The organism is Oceanicoccus sp. (assembly GCF_029238675.1).
Lineage (GTDB): Bacteria > Pseudomonadota > Gammaproteobacteria > Pseudomonadales > Dasaniaceae > Oceanicoccus.
On record NZ_JAQWFR010000006.1, the window covers coordinates 58,298 to 79,252 of the forward strand.

General features: G+C 47.0%; 23 protein-coding genes. 15 read left to right on the plus strand and 8 right to left on the minus strand.

The features are described 5' to 3' along the window. The first annotated feature begins 63 nt into the window (after positions 1-63). From nrdR to ribA, 9 genes are all read left to right on the plus strand, one after another. Positions 64-537: a transcriptional regulator NrdR gene (gene nrdR / locus P8H32_RS02675; protein WP_297292109.1), complete on the plus strand. Its 474-nt coding sequence runs from the start codon at positions 64-66 to the stop codon at positions 535-537. A gap of 4 nt (positions 538-541) precedes the next feature. Then, the gene (gene ribD, locus P8H32_RS02680; protein ID WP_301088403.1) at positions 542-1,669 is read left to right on the plus strand and encodes a bifunctional diaminohydroxyphosphoribosylaminopyrimidine deaminase/5-amino-6-(5-phosphoribosylamino)uracil reductase RibD; all 1,128 of its coding nucleotides are present in this window, start codon (positions 542-544) and stop codon (positions 1,667-1,669) included. A gap of 14 nt (positions 1,670-1,683) precedes the next feature. Beyond that, positions 1,684-2,802, plus strand: coding sequence for a bifunctional 3,4-dihydroxy-2-butanone-4-phosphate synthase/GTP cyclohydrolase II (gene ribBA, locus P8H32_RS02685; RefSeq protein ID WP_297292107.1), 1,119 nt, complete (start codon positions 1,684-1,686; stop codon positions 2,800-2,802). A gap of 40 nt (positions 2,803-2,842) precedes the next feature. Next, entirely contained in the window at positions 2,843-3,334 is a 492-nt protein-coding gene (ribH, locus tag P8H32_RS02690) for a 6,7-dimethyl-8-ribityllumazine synthase (RefSeq protein WP_297292106.1), read from the plus strand. A gap of 1 nt (position 3,335) precedes the next feature. Beyond that, entirely contained in the window at positions 3,336-3,797 is a 462-nt protein-coding gene (nusB, locus tag P8H32_RS02695; RefSeq protein ID WP_297292105.1) for a transcription antitermination factor NusB, read from the plus strand. 7 nt (positions 3,798-3,804) lie between these two features. Further along, entirely contained in the window at positions 3,805-4,803 is a 999-nt protein-coding gene (gene thiL / locus P8H32_RS02700) for a thiamine-phosphate kinase (protein WP_301088404.1), read from the plus strand. Positions 4,804-4,806: 3 nt separating this feature from the next. Continuing rightward, entirely contained in the window at positions 4,807-5,301 is a 495-nt protein-coding gene (locus tag P8H32_RS02705; protein WP_297292103.1) for a phosphatidylglycerophosphatase A, read from the plus strand. 57 nt (positions 5,302-5,358) lie between these two features. Continuing rightward, on the plus strand, positions 5,359-6,204 hold the full coding sequence (locus P8H32_RS02710) for a hydroxymethylpyrimidine/phosphomethylpyrimidine kinase (protein WP_297292102.1): 846 nt from the start codon (positions 5,359-5,361) through the stop codon (positions 6,202-6,204). A gap of 128 nt (positions 6,205-6,332) precedes the next feature. Continuing rightward, on the plus strand, positions 6,333-6,923 hold the full coding sequence (gene ribA, locus P8H32_RS02715) for a GTP cyclohydrolase II (protein WP_297292101.1): 591 nt from the start codon (positions 6,333-6,335) through the stop codon (positions 6,921-6,923). A 49-nt stretch (positions 6,924-6,972) separates the two neighbouring features. Here ribA and P8H32_RS02720 read toward each other — a convergent pair whose 3' ends face one another. The 6 genes from P8H32_RS02720 to P8H32_RS02745 form a co-directional block, all read right to left on the minus strand. After that, on the minus strand, positions 6,973-7,722 hold the full coding sequence (locus P8H32_RS02720; RefSeq protein WP_297292100.1) for a TIGR04219 family outer membrane beta-barrel protein: 750 nt from the start codon (positions 7,720-7,722) through the stop codon (positions 6,973-6,975). A gap of 93 nt (positions 7,723-7,815) precedes the next feature. Continuing rightward, positions 7,816-8,826 (minus strand): porphobilinogen synthase, encoded by a 1,011-nt coding sequence (hemB, locus tag P8H32_RS02725; protein ID WP_297292099.1) that lies wholly within the window; start codon positions 8,824-8,826, stop codon positions 7,816-7,818. Positions 8,827-8,926: 100 nt separating this feature from the next. Beyond that, entirely contained in the window at positions 8,927-10,207 is a 1,281-nt protein-coding gene (gene hemL / locus P8H32_RS02730) for a glutamate-1-semialdehyde 2,1-aminomutase (protein ID WP_297292098.1), read from the minus strand. Positions 10,208-10,249: 42 nt separating this feature from the next. Next, entirely contained in the window at positions 10,250-11,029 is a 780-nt protein-coding gene (locus P8H32_RS02735; RefSeq protein WP_301088405.1) for a bifunctional hydroxymethylpyrimidine kinase/phosphomethylpyrimidine kinase, read from the minus strand. A 25-nt stretch (positions 11,030-11,054) separates the two neighbouring features. Then, positions 11,055-11,480 (minus strand): CopD family protein, encoded by a 426-nt coding sequence (locus P8H32_RS02740; RefSeq protein ID WP_301088409.1) that lies wholly within the window; start codon positions 11,478-11,480, stop codon positions 11,055-11,057. 8 nt (positions 11,481-11,488) lie between these two features. Next, positions 11,489-13,234 (minus strand): chloride channel protein, encoded by a 1,746-nt coding sequence (locus P8H32_RS02745; protein ID WP_297292095.1) that lies wholly within the window; start codon positions 13,232-13,234, stop codon positions 11,489-11,491. Between the two features lie 141 nt (positions 13,235-13,375). On the opposite strand from P8H32_RS02745, the gene argC reads away from it, so the two are divergent. From argC to P8H32_RS02770, 5 genes are all read left to right on the plus strand, one after another. Then, positions 13,376-14,416 (plus strand): N-acetyl-gamma-glutamyl-phosphate reductase, encoded by a 1,041-nt coding sequence (gene argC, locus P8H32_RS02750; RefSeq protein ID WP_297292115.1) that lies wholly within the window; start codon positions 13,376-13,378, stop codon positions 14,414-14,416. Between the two features lie 16 nt (positions 14,417-14,432). Next, positions 14,433-15,167: a DUF6776 family protein gene (locus P8H32_RS02755; protein WP_297292094.1), complete on the plus strand. Its 735-nt coding sequence runs from the start codon at positions 14,433-14,435 to the stop codon at positions 15,165-15,167. A 21-nt stretch (positions 15,168-15,188) separates the two neighbouring features. Further along, positions 15,189-15,590 (plus strand): polymer-forming cytoskeletal protein, encoded by a 402-nt coding sequence (locus P8H32_RS02760; RefSeq protein ID WP_297292093.1) that lies wholly within the window; start codon positions 15,189-15,191, stop codon positions 15,588-15,590. A gap of 78 nt (positions 15,591-15,668) precedes the next feature. Then, a complete protein-coding gene (erpA, locus tag P8H32_RS02765; protein ID WP_301088406.1) occupies positions 15,669-16,022 on the plus strand; it encodes an iron-sulfur cluster insertion protein ErpA in 354 nt (117 codons plus the stop codon). A 62-nt stretch (positions 16,023-16,084) separates the two neighbouring features. Continuing rightward, positions 16,085-16,252, plus strand: a complete 168-nt coding sequence (locus P8H32_RS02770) for a hypothetical protein (protein WP_301088407.1) — start codon at positions 16,085-16,087, stop codon at positions 16,250-16,252. Here the strand turns inward: P8H32_RS02770 and P8H32_RS02775 are convergent. Together P8H32_RS02775 and P8H32_RS02780 are read right to left on the minus strand one after the other, a co-directional pair. Next, positions 16,249-17,370 carry an anhydro-N-acetylmuramic acid kinase gene (locus P8H32_RS02775; RefSeq protein ID WP_297292090.1) on the minus strand — a complete coding sequence of 374 codons (1,122 nt, stop codon included), beginning with the start codon at positions 17,368-17,370 and terminating at the stop codon, positions 16,249-16,251. The genes P8H32_RS02770 and P8H32_RS02775 overlap by 4 nt on opposite strands. After that, positions 17,370-18,719: a peptidoglycan DD-metalloendopeptidase family protein gene (locus P8H32_RS02780; RefSeq protein ID WP_297292089.1), complete on the minus strand. Its 1,350-nt coding sequence runs from the start codon at positions 18,717-18,719 to the stop codon at positions 17,370-17,372. Before P8H32_RS02780 ends, P8H32_RS02775 begins: the two co-directional genes overlap by 1 nt. A gap of 334 nt (positions 18,720-19,053) precedes the next feature. Between P8H32_RS02780 and tyrS the strand changes: the two genes are divergently transcribed. Continuing rightward, positions 19,054-20,361, plus strand: coding sequence for a tyrosine--tRNA ligase (gene tyrS, locus P8H32_RS02785; RefSeq protein WP_301088410.1), 1,308 nt, complete (start codon positions 19,054-19,056; stop codon positions 20,359-20,361). The last annotated feature ends 594 nt before the right edge of the window (positions 20,362-20,955 follow it).

Genomic DNA, 20,955 nt, shown 5'->3' on the forward strand with positions numbered 1-20,955 from the left:
CTTTTGTGGCTTCTATGATAGACTTCCGTCCACCTTTAACCGTCCAAATAAGGCAAGCCGCCCATGCGCTGTCCCTTTTGTTCCCATGATGATACCAAGGTTATTGACTCCCGGCTGGTAGCCGAGGGTGGCCAGGTTCGTCGTCGCCGGGAATGTACCTCTTGCTCCGAGCGTTTTACCAGCTACGAGACTGCTGAATTATTAATGCCCCGGATTATCAAGCAAAACGGTAATCGTGAGCCTTTTGATGAAGAAAAAATGCGTGCCGGTTTATTGCGTGCTTTGGAAAAGCGCCCGGTAAGCATCGAAAAAATTGAAGGGGTGGTCAGCCAGATTGAGCATTCATTGCAGGCCACCGGTGAGCGAGAAATTGAATCCATCAGAGTGGGCGAGTTAGTGATGGATCAATTAAAGCTACTTGATCAGGTGGCCTTTGTGCGTTTTGCTTCAGTTTATAGAGACTTTAAAGATCTAAACGAATTCCGCGAAGAGATAGACCGCTTGGCGGAAGAGCCTGAAACCAGTAGCGACGATTAAGCTAATGGATGACCGCTCCCTTTTTGAAGATCGCAAATGGATGCAACTGGCCATCGATTTGGCTCTGGGCGGTTTATATACCACTTCGCCCAATCCGCGCGTCGGTTGTGTGTTAGTTCGCGACGGCGAGATTATTGGTCGTGGTTACCATCTGCGGGCCGGTGAAGACCATGCAGAAGTGAATGCCATTGCCGATGCAGGTGATGCTACTGGCGCAACGGCTTATGTCACATTGGAGCCCTGCAGTCATACCGGCAAAACACCGCCTTGCTGCGAAGCGCTGATAGCAGCCAAAGTGGCACGGGTAGTAGTGGCGATGACTGATCCCAATCCACTAGTGTCGGGTAATGGTATTAAGCGATTACAAGATGCTGGTATCACTGTTGATATGGGCGTGCTGGAGGCAGAGGCTAAAGCCTTAAATCCAGGTTTTATTAAGCGTATGGAAACAGGTTTGTGCTGGGTGCGAGTGAAATTGGCCATGAGCCTTGATGGCCGCACCGCCATGGATTCCGGTGAAAGCCAATGGATTACAGGCCAACACGCTCGTAGCGACGTACAACGATTGCGCGCCCGTAGCTGTGCAGTAGTTTCTGGAGTGGATACGGTAATTGCCGATCAAGCCTCCCTGACGGTTCGAGCCGATGAGATGGACATTGACCCGGATACTGCTTTATTAGCGGCGCAGCAGCAGCCATTAAGAGTCGTGTTGGACTCAAGCTTGCGCTTGCCGGTGGATGCAAAAATATTATCGCAGCCCGGTAATACGATAGTAATGACAGCAACAGAAAACACCAAAGCCCGGCAGGCTTTAGAGCAGGCTGGTGCCGAGGTTATTGTCTTACCCGCCGTTACTGGCAGGGTGGATATCAGCAAAGCTTTGCAGCTATTGTCTGAAAGACAATGCAACGAAGTGATGGTGGAAGCGGGTGCGACATTAGCCGGTGCTTTTATGGCAGCCGGCTTGGTCGACCAGCTTAATGTGTATATGGCGCCCACCTTAATGGGTAGTGAAGCCAGACCCTTATTACAATTGCCGCTGAGCACCATGGCCCAGCAGCAACGATTAACCATTGAAAGTATTACTCCGGTAGGTGAGGATTGGCGCATTGATGCCAGCCCACGTAAATAATTTAGAGGTAGAAGATGGCGCTCAATACAGTTGAAGAACTTATTCAGGATATCCGTTTAGGCAAAATGGTTATTTTGATGGACGATGAAGATCGCGAAAACGAAGGCGATCTTGTAATGGCCTCGGAATGTGTAAAACCGCAGGATGTTAATTTTATGGCCAAGCATGCCCGTGGCCTGATCTGTTTGACTCTAACGGAAGACCGCTGCCGACAAATTGATTTGCCGCTGATGGTTGGTGGTGCTAATGGAGCACAATTTGGTACCAACTTTACTTTATCGATTGAAGCCACTGAAGGTGTTACCACCGGTATCTCTGCTGCTGACCGCGCTCACACCGTGCGCACCGCTGTTGCTCGCGGTGCCAAGCCCGCTGATATTGTTCAGCCGGGACATATATTTCCTATTATGGCGCAACCAGGTGGCGTTTTAACTCGTGCGGGTCATACTGAGGCCGGTTGTGACCTTGCAAGACTGGCTGGCTTTGAGGCCTCGGGTACGATTGTTGAGATTATGAATGAAGATGGGACTATGGCCCGCCGCCCGGAATTAGAAAAATTTGCTGAAGAGCATGATCTAAAAATCGGCACCATTGCAGACCTGATTCATTACCGTGTTATCAATGAAAGAACTATTGAGAAAGTCAGTGAAGGTAAAGTGAATACCGATCATGGTGAGTTTACCCTGCATACCTATAAGGATTTATTGGCGGGTGATATTCACCATGCTTTGGTAAAAGGCACTATCAATAAAGATGAAGCCACGCTGGTGCGTGTGCATCTGGCCTCATCAATCCGTGATTTATTAGGCACGCAGCCTGGCGATTCACCGAGTTGGAATATTCAACGCTGTATCAAAAAAGTCGTGGAAGAAGGCAGCGGTGTTATTGTGTTGCTTGCCCATGATGAGCATCCTGAAGAAACCCTGGCCAGTGTTGATATCGCCATGGGTAAAAAGCCTGCACCTGTGGCTGTGGCCGATGGTAGCTCTAACGCTTACCTTACTATTGGCTTAGGATCGCAAATTGTACGAGACGTTGGTGTTAGCAAGCTTCGCTTAATGGGGCCACCCATTAAGTACAATGCAATTTCCGGCTTTGACCTGGAAATTGTTGATTTTATTTTGCCAGAATAAAAAATCTGAATTAAAAGCACTTGAATAGCGGAAGAGAAGAATGAAAGGTATTGAAACGCCGGAATATGATGCGGCCATTATAGCCGGCAAAAAAATTGCCATCGTAGTTACACGCTGGAATACATTTATTGTTGATAATTTATTGGCCGGTGCCAAAAAGCACTTAACCGAAAACGGTATTGAAGAAGCCAATATCGAATTGATTATGTGCCCCGGCGCCTATGAAATACCCTTGGCTTGCCAGCATGTCGCCGCTAGCAAAAAATATGATGCTATTATTACTCTTGGGGCTGTTATTCGCGGCGGTACGCCACATTTTGAATATGTGGCCGGTGAGTGCTCCAGCGGTGTAATGCGTGTCAGTCTTGATACCGGTATGCCAATTGCTTTTGGTGTACTGACAGTGGATAACGAACAGCAAGCACTGGAACGTTGTGGTGTGGGCGAGAACTCTGAAAACAAAGGCGAAGAATCTGCCGCTTGTGTATTGGAAATGCTTTGTGTGATTGGCAGCCTGAACCTGGATAAATAGTGTGAGTAAAAACGTGTCTGAGAAACAAGAGTTTAATCCAGCTGCTCGCCGCAAAGCGCGCCATTATGGCATGCAGGCTTTATATCAATGGCAGATGACAAAAGACGCCGTGGCGGATATTGAGTTACAGTTTTTAGCGGATTATGATTTTTCCAAAGTGGATGTGGAGTATTTTCACGATATTATTCATCACATTCCAGCAAATTTGGAAGAGTTGGAGCAGGCTTTTACCCCAAACCTTGATCGCGTTATTGAAGAATTAGATCCTATCGAACTGGCGCTACTACGTTTGGGAAGTTATGAATTGGTAAAGCGTATTGATATCCCCTATAAAGTCGTTATTAACGAAGCAGTATCTCTGGCCAAAAAGTTTGGCGCCACTGATGGTCATAAATATATTAATGGCGTATTAGATAAACTGGCACAAGATGTACGCGCTATCGAAATCAACGCGGATCGCTAATCACAGCATGATGAGTAACACCGGGCAACTAACAGAGTTTGATCTTATCGCCCGTTACTTTTCCGGCATTGATGGTGGTGTTCAATCATCTTCAGTGGCACTGAGTGTCGGCGATGACTGCGCTTTACTTTCCCTTCCTGCGGATCAACAACTGGCGCTGTCTATTGATACTCTGGCGTCAGGCCGTCACTTTCCTGAAGATGCCAATCCTTATCAGCTAGCTCAGCGCGCTTTGGCTGTTTCGGTTAGTGACCTGGCTGCAATGGGCGCTAAGCCAATGGCTTTTACACTGGCGTTGACGATGCCCTCGGTCGATACGAATTGGTTAGATGGATTTAGTCGCGGGCTACGTTTTGCCGCCGAGCAGTACAAAATCCCTTTAATTGGCGGCGATACCACGCAAGGGCCATTGACCTTAACTTTGCAGGTTCATGGCAGTGTGCCTGCTGGGTCCGTATTAAAACGATCGACAGCTCAGCCGGGCGATGTTATTTGTGTGACAGGTACATTGGGCGATGCAGCGGCGGCTTTAGCGGTCATTGAAGATCGATTAGCGGTTGATGGTCAGCAGCGTGAGTATTTATTGCAGCGGTTTTATACGCCAGCAGCAAGAGTCGATATCGGGCAGGCATTATTAGGTATTGCCAATGCCGCTATTGATATTTCAGATGGTTTATTGGCAGATCTTGGTCATATTGCCAAAGCATCCAACGTGGCGGCTATTATTAATGCAGATCAGCTGCCACTATCAGCAGTCATCAGCCAGCTAGTAGAAAAACCGCAGGCACTGACATATGCATTAACTGGGGGTGATGACTATGAATTATGTTTTACAGTTCCTCAGGAAAATTTGGCCCAGTTAAAGGCTTTGGACCAGCAGTTTTCGCTGCGCATCACTGAGGTGGGAACTATAGTGCCAGGTTGTGGTGTTCAGTGTGTTGATGGTGAGGGCAATCCTATGGCTATTGATCTTGCGGGCTACCAACATTTTAATCATAGCGAATAAACAATGGCTAATGCACTAAACGCAAAAAGTATTCTGACTAATCCAATACATTGCCTGGCCTTTGGCTTTGGTAGTGGTTTGGCGGCCAAAGCCCCCGGTACCTTCGGAACCCTGATGGCCATCCCTCTGTATTTATTACTTAGCTCACTTCCTTTGATGGCTTATGCCGTTGTGGTGGTGGTGGCGTTTATCATTGGTATTTATTTATGTGGTAAAACGGCCGATGACTTGGGAGTCCATGACCATCCGGGTATTGTCTGGGATGAGTTTGTTGGTTTTTGGATTACTATGTTTGCAGCGCCGGCGGGCTTTATCTGGCTGGTGGTAGGTTTTGCCTTGTTTCGATTGTTTGATATCTGGAAGCCCTGGCCGATTAAAATATTCGACAAAAATATGGAGTCGGGCTTAGGGATTATGATCGATGATGTGCTGGCAGGTATTTATGCATTGATTATTTTGCAAGGTCTGGTTTATGTGGCAGGGCTTGAATTACTGTAAATTTAGTATTACTTAATGTAATCTGAATGATTGAAAAGAACACCTATAGTGAGAGATATGATCGATACAAAAAATAATAAAATCCCCGTGGTATGGAGTATTTCCGGTTCTGATTCCTGCGGTGGCACTGGAATACAATCCGATTTAAAAACCTATCATGATTTTGGTGCCTGTGGCTGCTCCGTTATCACGGCTATCACTGCACAGAATTCATTTGCGGCTGGCTATTCTGTGGCTACAGAGCGCAAATCTGTAGTCGCACAAATCAATGCGTTAGATAGTGATATGCCTGCAGATGTGATCAAAGTTGGCATCCTCCCTAATCTGGATATTGTAGAGACCGTGGTAAAATATTTTGATGATTACCAGGGTTATGTGGTTTATGACCTGGAGTTGGAAGCCAGTGGCGAGCACTTGCTGGCCGAGGCGGGTGACCTGCTTCGCTCCAGTCTGCTGCCAAGGGTTGATTTGCTAGTCGTGAATGTTGAAGAGGCGGCGGCATTAACCGATGCCGCAATTACCACCTTCGAGGAAATGGAAGCTGCGGCTGCAAGCCTGATGGCTTCGGGTACTCGGTCAGTGTTAGTTACCGGTGCTAAATTTGGTGATAATGGCCAGCGCTATGATTATTGGGCAGAGGGTACTGAAACTATTTGGGTAACGGTCGAAGGCGCACCCGGGGTCAACAATCGTGGTGGCGGCTGCGTCCTCTCCGCAGCGATTGCTGCAGCCTTGTCTCAGGGTCATAGTTTTAAGGAGGCGCTCAGCTTGGCCAAAGCTTATGTCACCCAAGGTATCCGTGGTGCTAAATCTATTGGTAGCGGCCCCGGTGCCGTGGCTCATTTAGGGCTGCCCACTCAAGATGGCGATAAGCCTCATTTATCGGGCCAGCGCCCGGCATAAACCCTTTAATGGATGGGTGTTTAGCCAATCTTTCCCCATTAAGCCTGTCTATAAGGAGTTAGCAACCCTGCGCGACTGCTGATAGAATGTGCGCCCGCTGTAATTAAGCCTTGTCCCAGGAGATATGTGTGGCCGTTAGTTATGTTGAATCCTCTAAATTACCCACCGCATGGGGTGTCTTTGACATGCATGGTTATGAGGATAATGTTAACGATAAAGAGCACTTGATTCTCAGCATGGGGGATGTGGGTAGCGGCGAGCCTGTGCTGGCTCGAGTTCATTCCGAGTGCTTAACTGGCGATGCCTTATTTAGCCTTCGTTGTGACTGTGGTGCCCAACTACAAGCTGCGCTCAAAGCGATTGCCGATGAAGGCCGTGGTGCCTTGTTGTATCTGCGCCAGGAAGGCCGCGGTATTGGTCTGTTGAATAAAATCAAAGCCTACAAATTACAGGATCAAGGTGCCGATACGGTAGAGGCCAATGAGCAGTTAGGTTTTGGTGCAGATATGCGTGATTACGGTATCTGTAAAGTGATGCTGGAGCACCTTAAGATCAAACAGGTTCGTTTGATGACGAATAACCCTCGCAAAGTAAAAGCCTTAACCGATCAGGGAGTGGATGTGGTTGAACGCTTGCCGCTACAGACGGGACAAAATCCCCATAACGCCAAGTACCTGGCAACTAAAGCTGGCAAGCTTGGGCATTTGATGGACGAATAATGAAAAGGTCATGGCCGTGCTAGCACACGACCATGATCATAGAAGTGTTCTAGAAGTGGTAAAAAATACTGGCGTAGCCACCATCAATAGTGACGTCAGCTCTCTCATCGCCGCTATCTTCATAGTCCAGGTCAAAAGAGCGGAAGCCAATTTCTGCACCCAGTCCGTACGAAGTTTCATAGCCGATATTCACTTTATAATCGATCAATGAGTCACCGTCGAAAGCAAGAGCGTTAAGATCACCGCCTGCATAAAGACCGGTAAGCGGAAGATCAAATTTTGCAGCGACATAAAGCATGGGTAATGTATCGTCAAATTCTTCGGTCGCAGTTTCTGTTCCTACTATTGTCTCGCCTGTCAGGGTTATCCCTTCATCAAATTGGCGCACAGTGATACCAACATCAAAATTTACCCAGTTATCCAGCAGCTCATAGTAGAGTGTTAAATCAGTATGGCTAAGGTCAGAATTTGTTGTGATGTCAGCATTGGCGGGGTAGATGATGCCATCAAAAACAAACTCGCCTTCAATCGTGGCAGTCTCTTCGATATCCATCTCGGTTTTGGCAAGCATTACATTGGGGATAAGCGGGATTGGGTGCTCAATTAAGATATAAAAACTATTGTTTGTTTTGTCTTCCAGTCCCAGAGTTTGTTCAACGTCCAGAGAATTAGGTCCTGATTGTACTGCGCCCTCATAGTTCTGGTTCCAAACGCTGGCGCCGACTTCAAAACCGATGGTATCTGCCTGAACAAGTGCCGGTAGCATAAGAGCGGCACCAAGAGTAAGTATTTTTTTCATGCTGGAAAAATCCCCTGATAATGGTAGTGCTAAATGTTTAGCCAAAGTCTAGCAGAAAACCATTTTTTTACTGGGAGTTGGCAGGAAAAAATATTAACGCGCCAGGAGTTTTGCGACATCCTTGGCAAAGTAAGTGAGAATGCCGTCAGCTCCGGCACGTTTAAAAGCTAGCAACGACTCCATCATCACTGGCTCTTTATCCAGCCAGCCGTTCTGGAAAGCGGCAATATGCATCGCATATTCACCGCTAACTTGATAGACAAAAGTAGGTGCCGCCAATTCATCCTTTACCCGACGAACAATATCCAAATAGGGCATGCCGGGTTTTACCATAATCATATCGGCACCTTCCTCAAGGTCGAGGGCGCACTCATGCAGTGCTTCATCGCTATTAGCTGGGTCCATTTGGTAACTATATTTATCAGCACCTTTTAAATTGCCCGCAGAACCTACGGCATCTCGAAAAGGACCATAATAACTGGAGGCATATTTTGCAGAGTAGGCGAGAATTTTTGTATTCACAAAATTGGTTTGTTCAAGTGCATCTCTTACCGCGCCGATACGACCGTCCATCATATCCGATGGTGCAACAATATCGACACCAGCCTCTGCATGAGAAACAGCTTGCTTAACTAAAGTTTCAACCGTGCGGTCATTTAAAACGTAGCCGTTGCTATCGAGAATGCCATCCTGGCCGTGAACGGTAAATGGATCTAAAGCAACATCAGTAATCACGCCAATTTCCGGTACGGCATCTTTAATCGCTTTCACTGCACGTTGCGCTAAACCATCTGCGTTATATGCCTCTTCCGCAAATTCTGATTTTGCACTGGCTGGCGTCACCGGGAAAAGCGCAATAGCAGGAACGCCTAAAGTATTTAATAGCTTCGCTTCTTCTACTAATAAATCGATACTAAGGCGTTCAATGCCGGGCATGGAGGCAATCGGTTCTTTTTGGTTTTTTCCTTCCAAAACAAAAACCGGATAAATTAAATCATTCGCCGTCAAAACCGTCTCGCGCATCATGCGGCGAGAAAAATCATCGCTGCGCATTCTCCGCATACGGGTGTTGGGGCAGGCGCCTCGGTGTAAAGATTTGCTCATTGTGTTTCCTTTTATCTCATCAATTTTGTCATTCCCGCTTAGGTGGGAATCCAGTAGTAGTACCTGGGTCCCCGCCTGCGCGGGGACGACGGACGGGAGTTTAAAACTGAGAAAAAACTTTCTTTGCAGCTTCTAATGTGTATTGAATATCGCTATCAGTATGCGCCGCCGACGTAAAGCCAGCCTCATAAGAAGCTGGAGCTAAATAAACACCTGCGTCCAATAAGCCATGAAAAAATTTATTGAAATGATCGTTATTGCAATTCATCACTTGTTGATAATTAGTGATTGTCTCCTCTTCGGTAAAGAAACCACCGAACATAGTGCCGACATGATTGGTAGTAAAAGGAATGCCTGCATCGCTGGCCGCTTTTTCTAAACCTTGTGTCAGCGCAGTTGTTTTATCAAATATAGGTTGGTAAAAATTATCCACTTGAATGGCGGCCAGCTGTGCAAGACCTGCTGCCATTGCGACAGGGTTGCCCGATAAAGTGCCCGCTTGATAGATTGGGCCGAGCGGCGCAACCTGCTCCATAATTTCACGCTTACCACCAAAGGCACCCACCGGCATCCCGCCGCCAATGACTTTTCCAAGTGTGGTTAAATCTGCTTCAATATTATAATAACCTTGCGCGCCGGTTAAACCTATGCGAAAACCAGTCATTACTTCGTCGATAATAAAAACACTACCATATTGATCACACTGTTTTCTTATTTCTTGTAAAAACCCGGGTATTGGTGGAACGCAATTCATATTGCCAACAACGGGCTCAACGATAACCCCTGCAACTTGCTCACCAATTTCACTGAAGGCCTGCTTTAATCCTTCAATATCGTTATAGGTTAAAGTGATGGTGTGATCGGCTAGTGCTGCTGGTACTCCGGGTGAGCTGGGAACGCCCATTGTTAGTGCACCAGAGCCAGCTTTTATTAATAAAGAGTCGGAATGACCGTGGTAGCACCCTTCAAACTTTATTATTTTATCGCGACCGGTGTAGCCGCGAGCCAAACGAATAGCACTCATGGTTGCTTCGGTGCCGGAGCTTACCATCCGCACCAGGTCCATATTCGGCATGATGCGGCAAATCTCTTTTGCCAACTCTGTTTCTACTTCGGTGGGCGCGCCAAAACTTAAGCCGAATTTTAATTTTTCAATCACTGCCTCCATGATGGAGGGATGGGCGTGTCCAAGAATCATTGGTCCCCAAGATAAAACATAATCGATATAACGTTTGCCTTCGCTGTCGTATAAGTAAGCCCCTTTGGCTCGATCAATAAAAACGGGGGTGCCACCCACTGCGCGAAAAGCACGCACCGGTGAATTAACACCGCCGGGAATAAATTGCTTGGCTTGTTCAAACAGTTGTTCAGATGAGGTCATGATAAAAGCTACAATTAATGTTAAGGGAGGGAGATTATATTCTTATTTGCCGCTCCAGTGCATTCTATTAGGTAGTAATTTCCCCATACCAATGCGACGGCCCTGTTGCAGTGACTGCCAACAAAACTGCTGCGCCTGCTGAATAGACTCTGCCAGGCTTAATCCATGAGCCAGATAAGCACTCAGTGCTGCACAAAGTGTACTGTTAGCTCCATAGTAAATGTTTGGTAAGCGTTGCCATTGGTATTGCTGGCTATGGCCGCTTTGTGCGAACCAGTGATGGCCGATGGTATTGGTGGAGCTGTCGTCGCCAATAATTAGCAGGTTTTCGCTGCCATATTCCAATAACTCCTGAGCACCGGCTGATAGTGTGTCGGCACCAGGGGCCAGGCTAAGGGCATCCTCTTTGCTCAGTACAGCGACTTTGGATTGGGGTAGTAACAAGGTCGCCATGGCGCTGCCCATATCGCCTTCGGCGCCACTTAGCCTGGGGTGAAAAATCACCGGAATGTAGGGGTAGTCATTGAGAATAGTGTGTATCGCCTCAATATGGCCAATGCTGCCTACTGACCCAATATTCAGCAGATTGATCGGTATGTCTTCTAGCAGTGCTCGAATTTGCTCAATCAACAGACCTGTATCAGTCACTATAAGGTCTTTTAGGGAGTGGGTGTCGCGGGCTACAAGTTGGCTAACAATTGGCGTGCAGTGGCAGCCGAGGCTGGACAGGGTCTCGATATCAGCGGATATGCCGCCACCTCCGCTGGGATCGTGGCCGGTAATGCTCATGACTACCGGTGTGTCAGTTATGATGTCGGACATAGCTACTCTCCCTAAGGAAATTGAGCTAAAAAGGTTTTACCACCACCAATATCACTACAGCAAATAATATGAAAACAGGCAACTCATTAAACCAGCGATAAAACACATGACCGTGTTGGTCGCTATCATCGGCCAGGCGCTTAACGTAGTTGCCACACACCAGATGGTAGGCAATCAGTCCCAGCACCAGGATTAGCTTGATAATGAACCACAGGGATTGCCAATAATAGTCCCAATTGTAACTTAACAGCCATACTCCTAGTACTACGCTGGTTACCGCGAATATGGACATAAACCGGTATAGCTTGTGCTCCATCACTTTTAGGTGTTCGCGAGTGGCTTTATCCTCGGCCATGGCGTGGTAAACAAATAGCCGTGGCAGGTAAAAAATACCGGCAAACCAGCAGACAATAGAAATAATATGAAAAGCTTTAACCCAGAGCATAATTATCTTTACCGCTAAAAGAATTGTGGGGTGTTGTTGTGTTTCTCAATATCGCTGCGGGTAATGATACCGCTATCGGGGCCGCTAAAGACGGACTCCCTGCCTGCGCGATAGCCTGCTACATAGAGTATATCGACGTCATGCTGGTTCATTAGCGTTAGCGCTTCTCGTAGCGTGGCCTGAATATTCAGCTCAATCACCGGTTCTGTATGTGGGCCGGTTAAATCTATCAGGTTTTGACGCTCTTGCTTTAAGGTGTTCTCAATATGTTCTCTTAAATCATCACCGTGGCTAAGCAGCAAAGTGTCATCACTATTGCCAATGATATACCAGCGATACGGTTTGGCTGATAATTCCAGTGCTTCTTGGCCTGACACTCGATTCATGGATGTGGCTATATTGCGCTGCATTAAGCTGGCAACACTGGTTCTTTGTAGTGCGAGACTTACAGGGTCAGTAGGTAGTAGTTGCTTAAGCTGGGAAAAAACTGTCTGGTGGGCGGAGCGTTGTTTGAAGATCTCACTATTGGTCAATGTTGCTACGGTGATGGCTAACATGCCGGGGAAAATCATAGCGGTATTGTTGCTTAATTCCAGCAGCGCCATTAATGCGGCCAATGGCGCGTTCAATACAGCACCCATCATTGCGCCCATGCCCAGCAGTACATAGAAGCTGCGCTGTGACGCTAACTCTGGAAATATATAAGCCCCCAGGCCTCCCAGAAGGCTGCCAATACAGGCTCCGATTAAAATATTGGGACCAATTAAGCCAATAGGCATGCCCATACCGGTACTGACGGCAGTGGCAATAATCTTGGCCACAATCAAAGCAAACATAATTGTTAGGGTGAGTTCGCTATTCAGGGCAGCATTTAAGCTGTCATAACCGATCCCCATAATTTCGGGTACCATCAGGGCACAGCAGCCGGTAACAAACCCGGCTATGGTAAAGCGGTGCAGAATAGGCTTGTCGGCATAGCGCAAACTAAAGCTAAGTACTTTCATAAATAGCGCGGCGCAGCTGCCAATTACCAGGCCAAGAAAAGCAATAAAAGGCACTTCCCAAAGCGAAGCCATCTCTAGAGCGGGAATATCAAAAATTGGATCGCCGCCAAATATGGCCCGGCTCATCACCGTGCCTGTAATGGCTGACAGCATCACAGGAATAAACCCTGCCACGGTATATTCCATCATAATGACTTCCATGGCGAAGATAACACCAGCGATGGGCGTGTTAAATGAGGCGGCGATGGCTGCCGAGGTGCCGCAGCCCACCAGCATACGGATACTGTTATTCGGTAAGCGCAGCTTTTGTCCAATCAGGCTATTGGTAGCCGCCCCCAAATGGATAGCCGGGCCTTCTCTGCCTCCAGATTGCCCCGTCATTATCGCCAGCGCACCGCCAAAAAACTGCACCAGGGCATTCTTCAGGGGTAAGTGGCCATGGTCGATATGAAGGCGGGTAAGTGCATGCACAATACCGGTTCTAGTGTCTGATGCCGCCATTTTTCTAAGGATAAACCCTAAAAATACAGCGCCAGCCAAGGGCAGGGCAAAATGCAGCCAGGGGGGTAGGTCTTCAAAATTATCCGGATCGCCACCGGGAAGCCAGAGTGAAGAGGGGGTCTCAATCAGATAACGAAATAGCAAAATCACCAGCGAGCATGAAATACCCGATAGCACACCCAAAATAGATAGGTGAATAAGAGAATTGGCGTTCGCCAGACGGTGGCGAGTGTCACGAAACCAGTGATATTGCATAAACTGTGAAGGTATTCCCGGCCGCTTGCTAAGGTATTGTGATCAATAGCTTACGATTGTTTTTTGATTGCTTTATTATAACGTATCTTGAGGGCTTGTTAGGCGGGCTTTCTATTCAATCTGGAAATGGTGGGTATAGCAGTGGTTAAGGTAGGTATTGTAGGGGGTACCGGGTATACCGGTGTCGAGTTATTGCGGATGCTGGTCAATCACCCCGAAGCGGAGGTGGTTGCAATCACCTCCCGTGCGGAAGAGGGTGTGCGAGTTGATGAGCTATACCCCAGCCTGCGCGGTCACCTTGATATTCGCTTCTCTCATCCCGATCCCGCTGTATTGGCACAATGTGATGTGGTGTTTTTTGCCACGCCGCATAATGTTGCTATGAATATGATGCCTGAGCTATTGGCGTTAGATACCCGTGTAGTCGACTTGTCGGCTGACTTTAGAATCCGTGATCATGAGTTGTGGTCGCAATGGTATGGCGAGCCCCACGCTTGCCCCGAGTTATTGGCAGATGCCGTTTACGGCCTGCCAGAATTTAATCGTGCCGCCATAAAAGACGCTCAGCTAGTTGCCTGCCCCGGTTGCTACCCAACCTCGGTGCAATTGGGTTTGCTGCCTTTATTAGAAAATCAGTTGGTTGATGATCAGCGTTTGATTGCCAATGCCGCTTCCGGTGTGAGTGGTGCAGGTCGTCAGGCAAAAATTGATAATCTCTATGCGGAAGTGAGTGATAGTTATAAAGCCTATGCTATTCCTGGTCATCGTCACCTACCTGAAATTGAACAGGGCCTAAATGATATCAGTGGTAAAGATGTGCAACTAACCTTTGCTCCGCACTTAGTGCCCATGGTTAGAGGTATGCACTCTACTATCTATGCCGAGCTAGTCGATAGCGCAGTATCGTTAGAAGAAATTCAATCGTTATACGAAGAACGCTTTGCCGACGAACCTTTTGTTGATGTCTTACCAGTAGGCAGTCATCCACAAACCCGTAGCGTAAAAGGTGCCAACCATTGCCGGCTTGCGATTCATCGTCCGCAAAACCGCGACACGATTGTGGTGCTGTCTGTGATCGATAATTTAGTCAAAGGCGCATCCGGTCAAGCGATTCAGAATATGAATATTATGCTTGGGCTGGATGAATCTGCTGGCCTAAACACCGTAGCACTGATGCCCTAGGGATTTAAAAACCACTATGACTGAAGTGACCGGCAGCAAACAGTATCGCTCTATTGTCGTGCAGCATAGGCCTGCACGGCGACGTACCATCATCGCCAGCTTTATTCTTATCGCCGTGGCAATTGCCCAGCTGGCTTACTGGTATGGCGGGCAGTCCCTGCAGGCGGATTACCTGAAGCTGTCAGCTGATCATAAAAAAGTGGTACAGCAGTTATCCTTGTCTGAGGCGAAATACCAGGATGCCAGTCAACAGTTGACCAACGCCCGGCTCGGTTCTGATATAGATAGAAAAGCAGTCAACGAAGTGCGCACAACGGTGAGTGAGCATAAGGAGACCATTAACCAATTAAATGAAGAAATTAACTTCTATAAAGGTTTAATGGCGCCGACTGAGCGCGAGCGAGGTTTGGGTATTCGCAGTTGGGATGTTTATCCAGGTAGTGCCCCTAATCGTTTTCAGTATAAGTTAGTGTTGCAGCAACTCGCTTTAAAGCATACCGTGTTAAAAGGTACTGTGAGGGTAAGTATTGTTGGTAAGCGCGGCGGTGTAGAGGATATATTGCCTCTGGATATTTTATCGGAGCAGGTGGATAAACAGCTTAAATTGCGCTTTAAATATTTCCAGTATATTGATGGTGAATTGATTATCCCGGAAGGGTTTACGCCGGAGCGGATTGATATTGTAGCTAAGGCGACCTCACCCAAACCCGTGACTGTCGATAAGCAGTATGGCTGGATTGTTCAAAAATAACTTCTAATCAAGGGCAATAAAATGGCATTTCAAAGCGGCAATTCAACGACCTTAATTTCCAAAGACTCGGAAATTATCGGTGAAATAAAATTTACCGGTGACCTTGAAATTCAGGGCTTGGTCCGAGGTGATATCCATGCAAGTAGTGATACTAAGGCCATTGTACGCATCGTAGCGGGTGGTCGGGTAGAGGGGCAGATCCATGCTCCCAAAGTGATTATTAATGGCCACGTCAAAGGTGATGTGCATTGCAGTGATCATGTGGAATTAGCCGCCAAGGCCAATGTGGATGGCAATGTGCATTATAACTTGATTGAGATGGTAAAAGGCGCCCAGCTTAACGGTAATTTAGTGTATGCCGGTGCGGATAAGAAGGTGGCCGGTGTAGAGTCTATCTCCGGTAATAATCAACAGACAGGTTAGAGGTTGCGGTACAATAGTTGACTGTAATAGTCTGGCTTTTATAATCAGGTCAGGTAATCGTTATTCAGAGGTAAATTTATGTCAGCCGCAGAGATGTACACCCCACAGGCGCTGATTTTGACAGACAAAGCGATTAATAAGGTTAAAAACCTTGTTGAGGAAGAGGCTAACGACGAGCTTAAGTTGCGTGTATTTGTGACTGGCGGTGGTTGTTCGGGTTTTTCTTATGGATTTACCTTTGATGAGATTGTGGCCGATGACGATACTACCGTTGAGGTAGAGGGTGTAACCGCCCTTGTTGATCCGATGAGTTATCAATATTTGGTGGGTGCTGAGGTTGATTATGAAGAGGGGTTGGGTGGTTCCCGTTTTGTGATTAATAACCCTAATGCTGATACCACTTGCGGTTGTGGTGCTTCCTTCTCTGTTTAACCCTCCTCTTCCAAATCAAGGAAATGCCATGCTTAAAGTTAATCCTGTTGAGCTTTTCCTTGATGTCTTTTGTTCTTCAGGCACAAACCTTTATTCCCGCACAGGCGCAAGATAACGCCCCTAAATATTTTGCCGAGATAGAGGTGCATACCTCTGAAGAACTTTACTATTTGTTGGCCCCCGCGGAAGAGCGCCGCTTAATGAACCAGGAAAATTACGTTTACTTTTAAACGTAATATACCGCCCCTAGAATAACCGTTTCCCTGGCGCCGGTTGCATTGACCAAATTAGCATGCTTTCTTTCCATGGTTTTTTTTGCCAGCCAGGCAAAGGCCGCAGCTTCTACCCACTCTGCGGGGATACCTAATTGTGAAGAGTTCGCTATTAGTTTCGGGTGCGCCAGGCTCTCAAGTCTTAACATCAGTTGGGTATTGTAGGCACCGCCACCACATATATAGATTTCATTAACCGCCGCTGGTAGATTTTCTATTTCATTGTTAATAGTTTGTGCGGTAAATTCCAGTAGCGTCGCCTGAATATCCTGTGTGGATAATGTCAAAGAACTGGTGTTTTTTTCTAGCCAGGCCAGATTAAAATCTTCACGCCCAGTGCTCTTTGGTAAGGGTTGTTTTAGATAAGGATGAGTCATTAGTTGAGTTAGTAGTGCTTGATTAATCTTGCCACTTTTTGCCCACTCACCATTATTGTCGTAATTTTTTTGCTGATTTTTCTTGATCCAGCTATCCATCAAAATATTACCCGGGCCGATATCAAACCCCAGGTTGTCACCGTTGCTGCCCAGGTAAGTAATATTGGCCATTCCGCCAATATTGATAATTGCGCGATTATGTTTACTTGATGCAAAAGCGGCTTGGTGAAATGCTGGCGCCAATGGAGCCCCTTGGCCACCCGCTGCCATATCTTTACGCCGAAAATCGGTAACTGTAGTGATGCCTGTTTCATAAGCAATCGTATTAGGGTCACCTACCTGTAACGTAAAAGGGTTTGCCAGTTTAGGCCTGTGGCGAATGGTTTGTCCGTGACAGCCAATCGCAACAATATCCGCTGCATGGATATGGCTCTGCTCTAATAGAGTTTTTGTGGCTTTGGCAAGTTCCTTGCCCAGTGCACGATCTGCCTCGCCCATACGGTCAATTTCATTGTCGCCAGGCAGGCAGAGTGAAATTAATTGCTGTCGTAAATCTTCGGGAATTTTATAATCAAGGGAGTCAATTAACTGAAATTTTTGATTGCTAAGATCAATAACGACGGCATCAATACTGTCCAGACTGGTGCCGGACATCAGGCCAATATATAAGTTAGAGGAAGATGCCTTGTCGCTACTCATTAAAGCGTTGAGCTGCCAGTCAGTTGATCGGTTTTGGCTAAACTGCGGTGATTATTATAAGCCGCAAGCTGCATTTGCAAACCACCAATTTGAGCCAGGAAGGCTTCTTTATCTTTGCTGTCAATACTTTTTGCTTTAGGCAGTTTTTTCAAAATGGTGCGCGGATTGCGGTGTACACCATTAACTAAAAATTCATAGTGAAGGTGTGGGCCTGTTGCATAACCGGTTGAGCCTACCCAGCCAATAATTTGTTTCTGCTTAACCTTTTGCCCTTTACGTACGCCGCGCTTATGTAAGTGCAAATACTTGGTCGTATATTTGGTGCCGTGGTTGATAAAAACGTAATTACCGTTGGCTTTACTGTAGCCCGCTTTGTCGACCCGACCATCGCCAGCTGCATAAACTGGAGTGCCTCGTGAAGCTGCATAGTCAGTACCGCGATGAGGTTTGGTGGTTTTGAAAACCGGGTGCAGGCGTCTCATATTAAAGCCGGAACTAATGCGAGTGAAATCCAGTGGGGCCCGTAAAAAAGCCTTTCGCATGCTGACGCCATCTTTGTTGTAGTAACCCACGCTGCTGTCATCATGAACATAACGATAGGCGGTATAGATTTCTCCGCGGTTAATAAATTGAGCGGCGAGAATGGGGCCGTTGCCAGTTTTTACATCATCAAGAAAGTTTTCTTCATAAAGAATCATGAAATTGTCACCTGCGCGCACATCGTAAACAAAATCGATAACACCGCCAAAAATGTCCGATAATTCCATAATCAAGTTCTGTGACAGGCCAACATTTTGTGCCGATCGATAGAGTGAAGAAGTGATGACTGCGCTGCTGTAATTCTGGCGTACTTCTGGTTCTCTGCGAATATGAGTGGTGACAAACTTATTATCTTCGCGCTGGTAGAGGGTTGTTTCAAGCAGGTTGTGAATATGTTTCAGGGCTTGCAGTTCGCCTTCATTATTTACCTGCAGGGCCATTTTTTGGCCGGGATGTAGTTTAAGTAGTTGCTTTGAATCTTTGCTGTTGCTGACAATGTCATAAACATCAGCGGCTGAGAGCGACGCCCGTTGAAATATCTTGGATAAGTTGTCGCCGCTACGAATCACAACTTCTTTCCAGGGGAGTTCAGGGTTTTTGGCGGGTGCCTGAGTGCGGGTATTTTTGGCTTCCAGATTAAGGTCTACCGGCATGCTAACGCGAGTGGCTTCAGCGCTTTCACCGGGTATTAATAGTAGGGACAGAAAGACCACCGCTATGGCAGCACTTGCGATAGCGAGATGCTTGCGGGGGTATTCGGCCACAGTCTGGCTAACTGGCTGCTTCTGTTTTCTTGCTTTTGGCTGCATATCTGGCTTTTCTGTTCTTAGTATGATTTCTAGTAGTGCGCCCTAACTGCTGGGAGTATAACAAAAAATAGTGAAATCCCTGCATTTGGCAAGGTAGTCTCTATAAAGTTGAGAGCCGATTCACTATTGTTGCTGCGTTGTTCCTACATTGCCTCTACTATCCAAAGTTTGCATTTGTAACGAGTTGCGGTATCGTGCGCGCTCATTACGGGCGCATATTGAGGCTTTTCAGGCTGATTATCAATCAGGGTTTGATGCCTTGATAGTGCGTAGATATTTTGCATAGAAATGCATATCCAGAAAAGTGGTCATAAGGGTGGGTGATAAAGAAATTATGTCGATAGAGGGTAAAGAGTTGATAGCGGACCTGCGAGCTCGCGGGTTAATTGCACAAACAACCGCTGATCAGGAGCTTGAAGAGCACCTGACGGGTGAGAGTCGCACCCTTTATTGTGGCTTTGACCCCACTGCGGACAGTCTGCATATAGGTAGCCTGGTTCCATTATTGACCCTAAAGCGTTTCCAGCAAGCCGGGCATAAACCATTGGCGCTGGTGGGTGGTGCTACCGGTTTAATCGGTGATCCTTCCTTTAAAGCTGAAGAGCGCAAGCTCAATACCCCCGATATCGTTGCTAATTGGGTCGATAAGCTAAAGGCCCAGGTCAATCGCTTTATCGATTTTGACTGTGGTACTAATTCAGCAGAGGTGGTAAATAACCTGGACTGGATTGGTGAAATGGATGTACTTAGTTTCCTGAGGGATATTGGTAAGCATTTTCCTGTTAATCAGATGATCAAGAAAGAGTCAGTAAAGCAGCGCATTGAGCGTGAGGGCGAAGGTATCTCCTTTACTGAATTTACCTATATGATTTTGCAGTCGCTGGATTTTGCCGAGCTCTATAAAGCCAATCAATGTACCTTGCAGATTGGTGGTTCTGACCAGTGGGGTAATATCACCGGTGGTGTTGAACTAACCCGCCGCCGTTATAGTGGTCAGACCTACGGTTTAACCCTACCGCTAGTGACCAAAGCTGATGGCACTAAGTTTGGTAAGACGGAGAGCGGTACCATTTGGTTAGATGCCTCTAAGACCTCTCCTTATGCCTTTTACCAGTTCTGGCTAAATACCGCTGATGCGGATGTTTATAAATTCCTTCGCTACTTCACCTTCCTCTCTGTTGGGCGCATTGACGAGATCGAAGTGCAGGATAAAGAAATCCAAGGGCGCCCACAGGCTCCAGGCATTCTTGCTGAGGAAGTCACTAGCCTGATCCACGGTGACGAAGGTTTGGCAGCGGCCAAGCGTATTACCGAAGCGCTATTTACTGGTGATCCTTCACAGCTATCCGAAGACGACTTGCAGCAATTGCGTCTGGATGGCTTGCCTGCCAGTGACTTAAAGGCTGATGACCTGGTCGATCGTCCTCTAACGACTCTATTGAGTGAGTGTGGAATGGCCAAAGCGGGCCGTGAAGTTAAAGATGCTTTGGGTCGCAATGCCGTGTTTATTAATGGTGAGGCCAAAGGTATGGCAGACAATGGTGCTTCTGCTGAATGCTTTGCGAAAGATAAGGCACTCTATGGACGCTTTTTCATCGTTAAGCTCGGTAAGAAAAAGTATCACCTGCTAGAGCTGGTTTAATTCAACCCCCCCTGTCATTCCCGCGAAGGCGGGAATCTAGCTCTGTCGATTTCCGCTGCGCGGAAATAACAGCACGCAGTCTGGGTTCCCGCCTTCGCGGGAACGACGGTGAGGTGTGTTCTCATCGGTCGAAATGTAGTCGTCTTGATTGTTTATAAGTTGACTAAATAGTTGATTATTTGTGCGTTTCTCGCCTTTTTTACATATTTCTGAAATAAATTTCTACTAGTCGTTGACAGTGAACCTCGCATCCCTATAATGCGCGCTCTCTTCGGGCATGACCCGTTAGACAATGTGTCATCCCGCTGGTAAAACAGCTTGAAGTAAATTAATAAAATTTATTTTTAAAAAGGTGTTGTCACGGTGAGTTAACTCTGTATAATTCGCCACCCTGTCACGGCAAGCACATGCTTGTGCGCGACAGAAAAGCCTTAGAGTCCTAGCGACCAAGGCAGCTCTTTAACAGATTGGATCAAGTAATTCGTGTGGGCGCTTGTAGGCTGATAATGGCAATAATTAATTATCAGGAAAACAAGTGACTTACACGCAGCAAATATATTTATTTGAAGCGATTATGAAACTTAATTCCTGAGC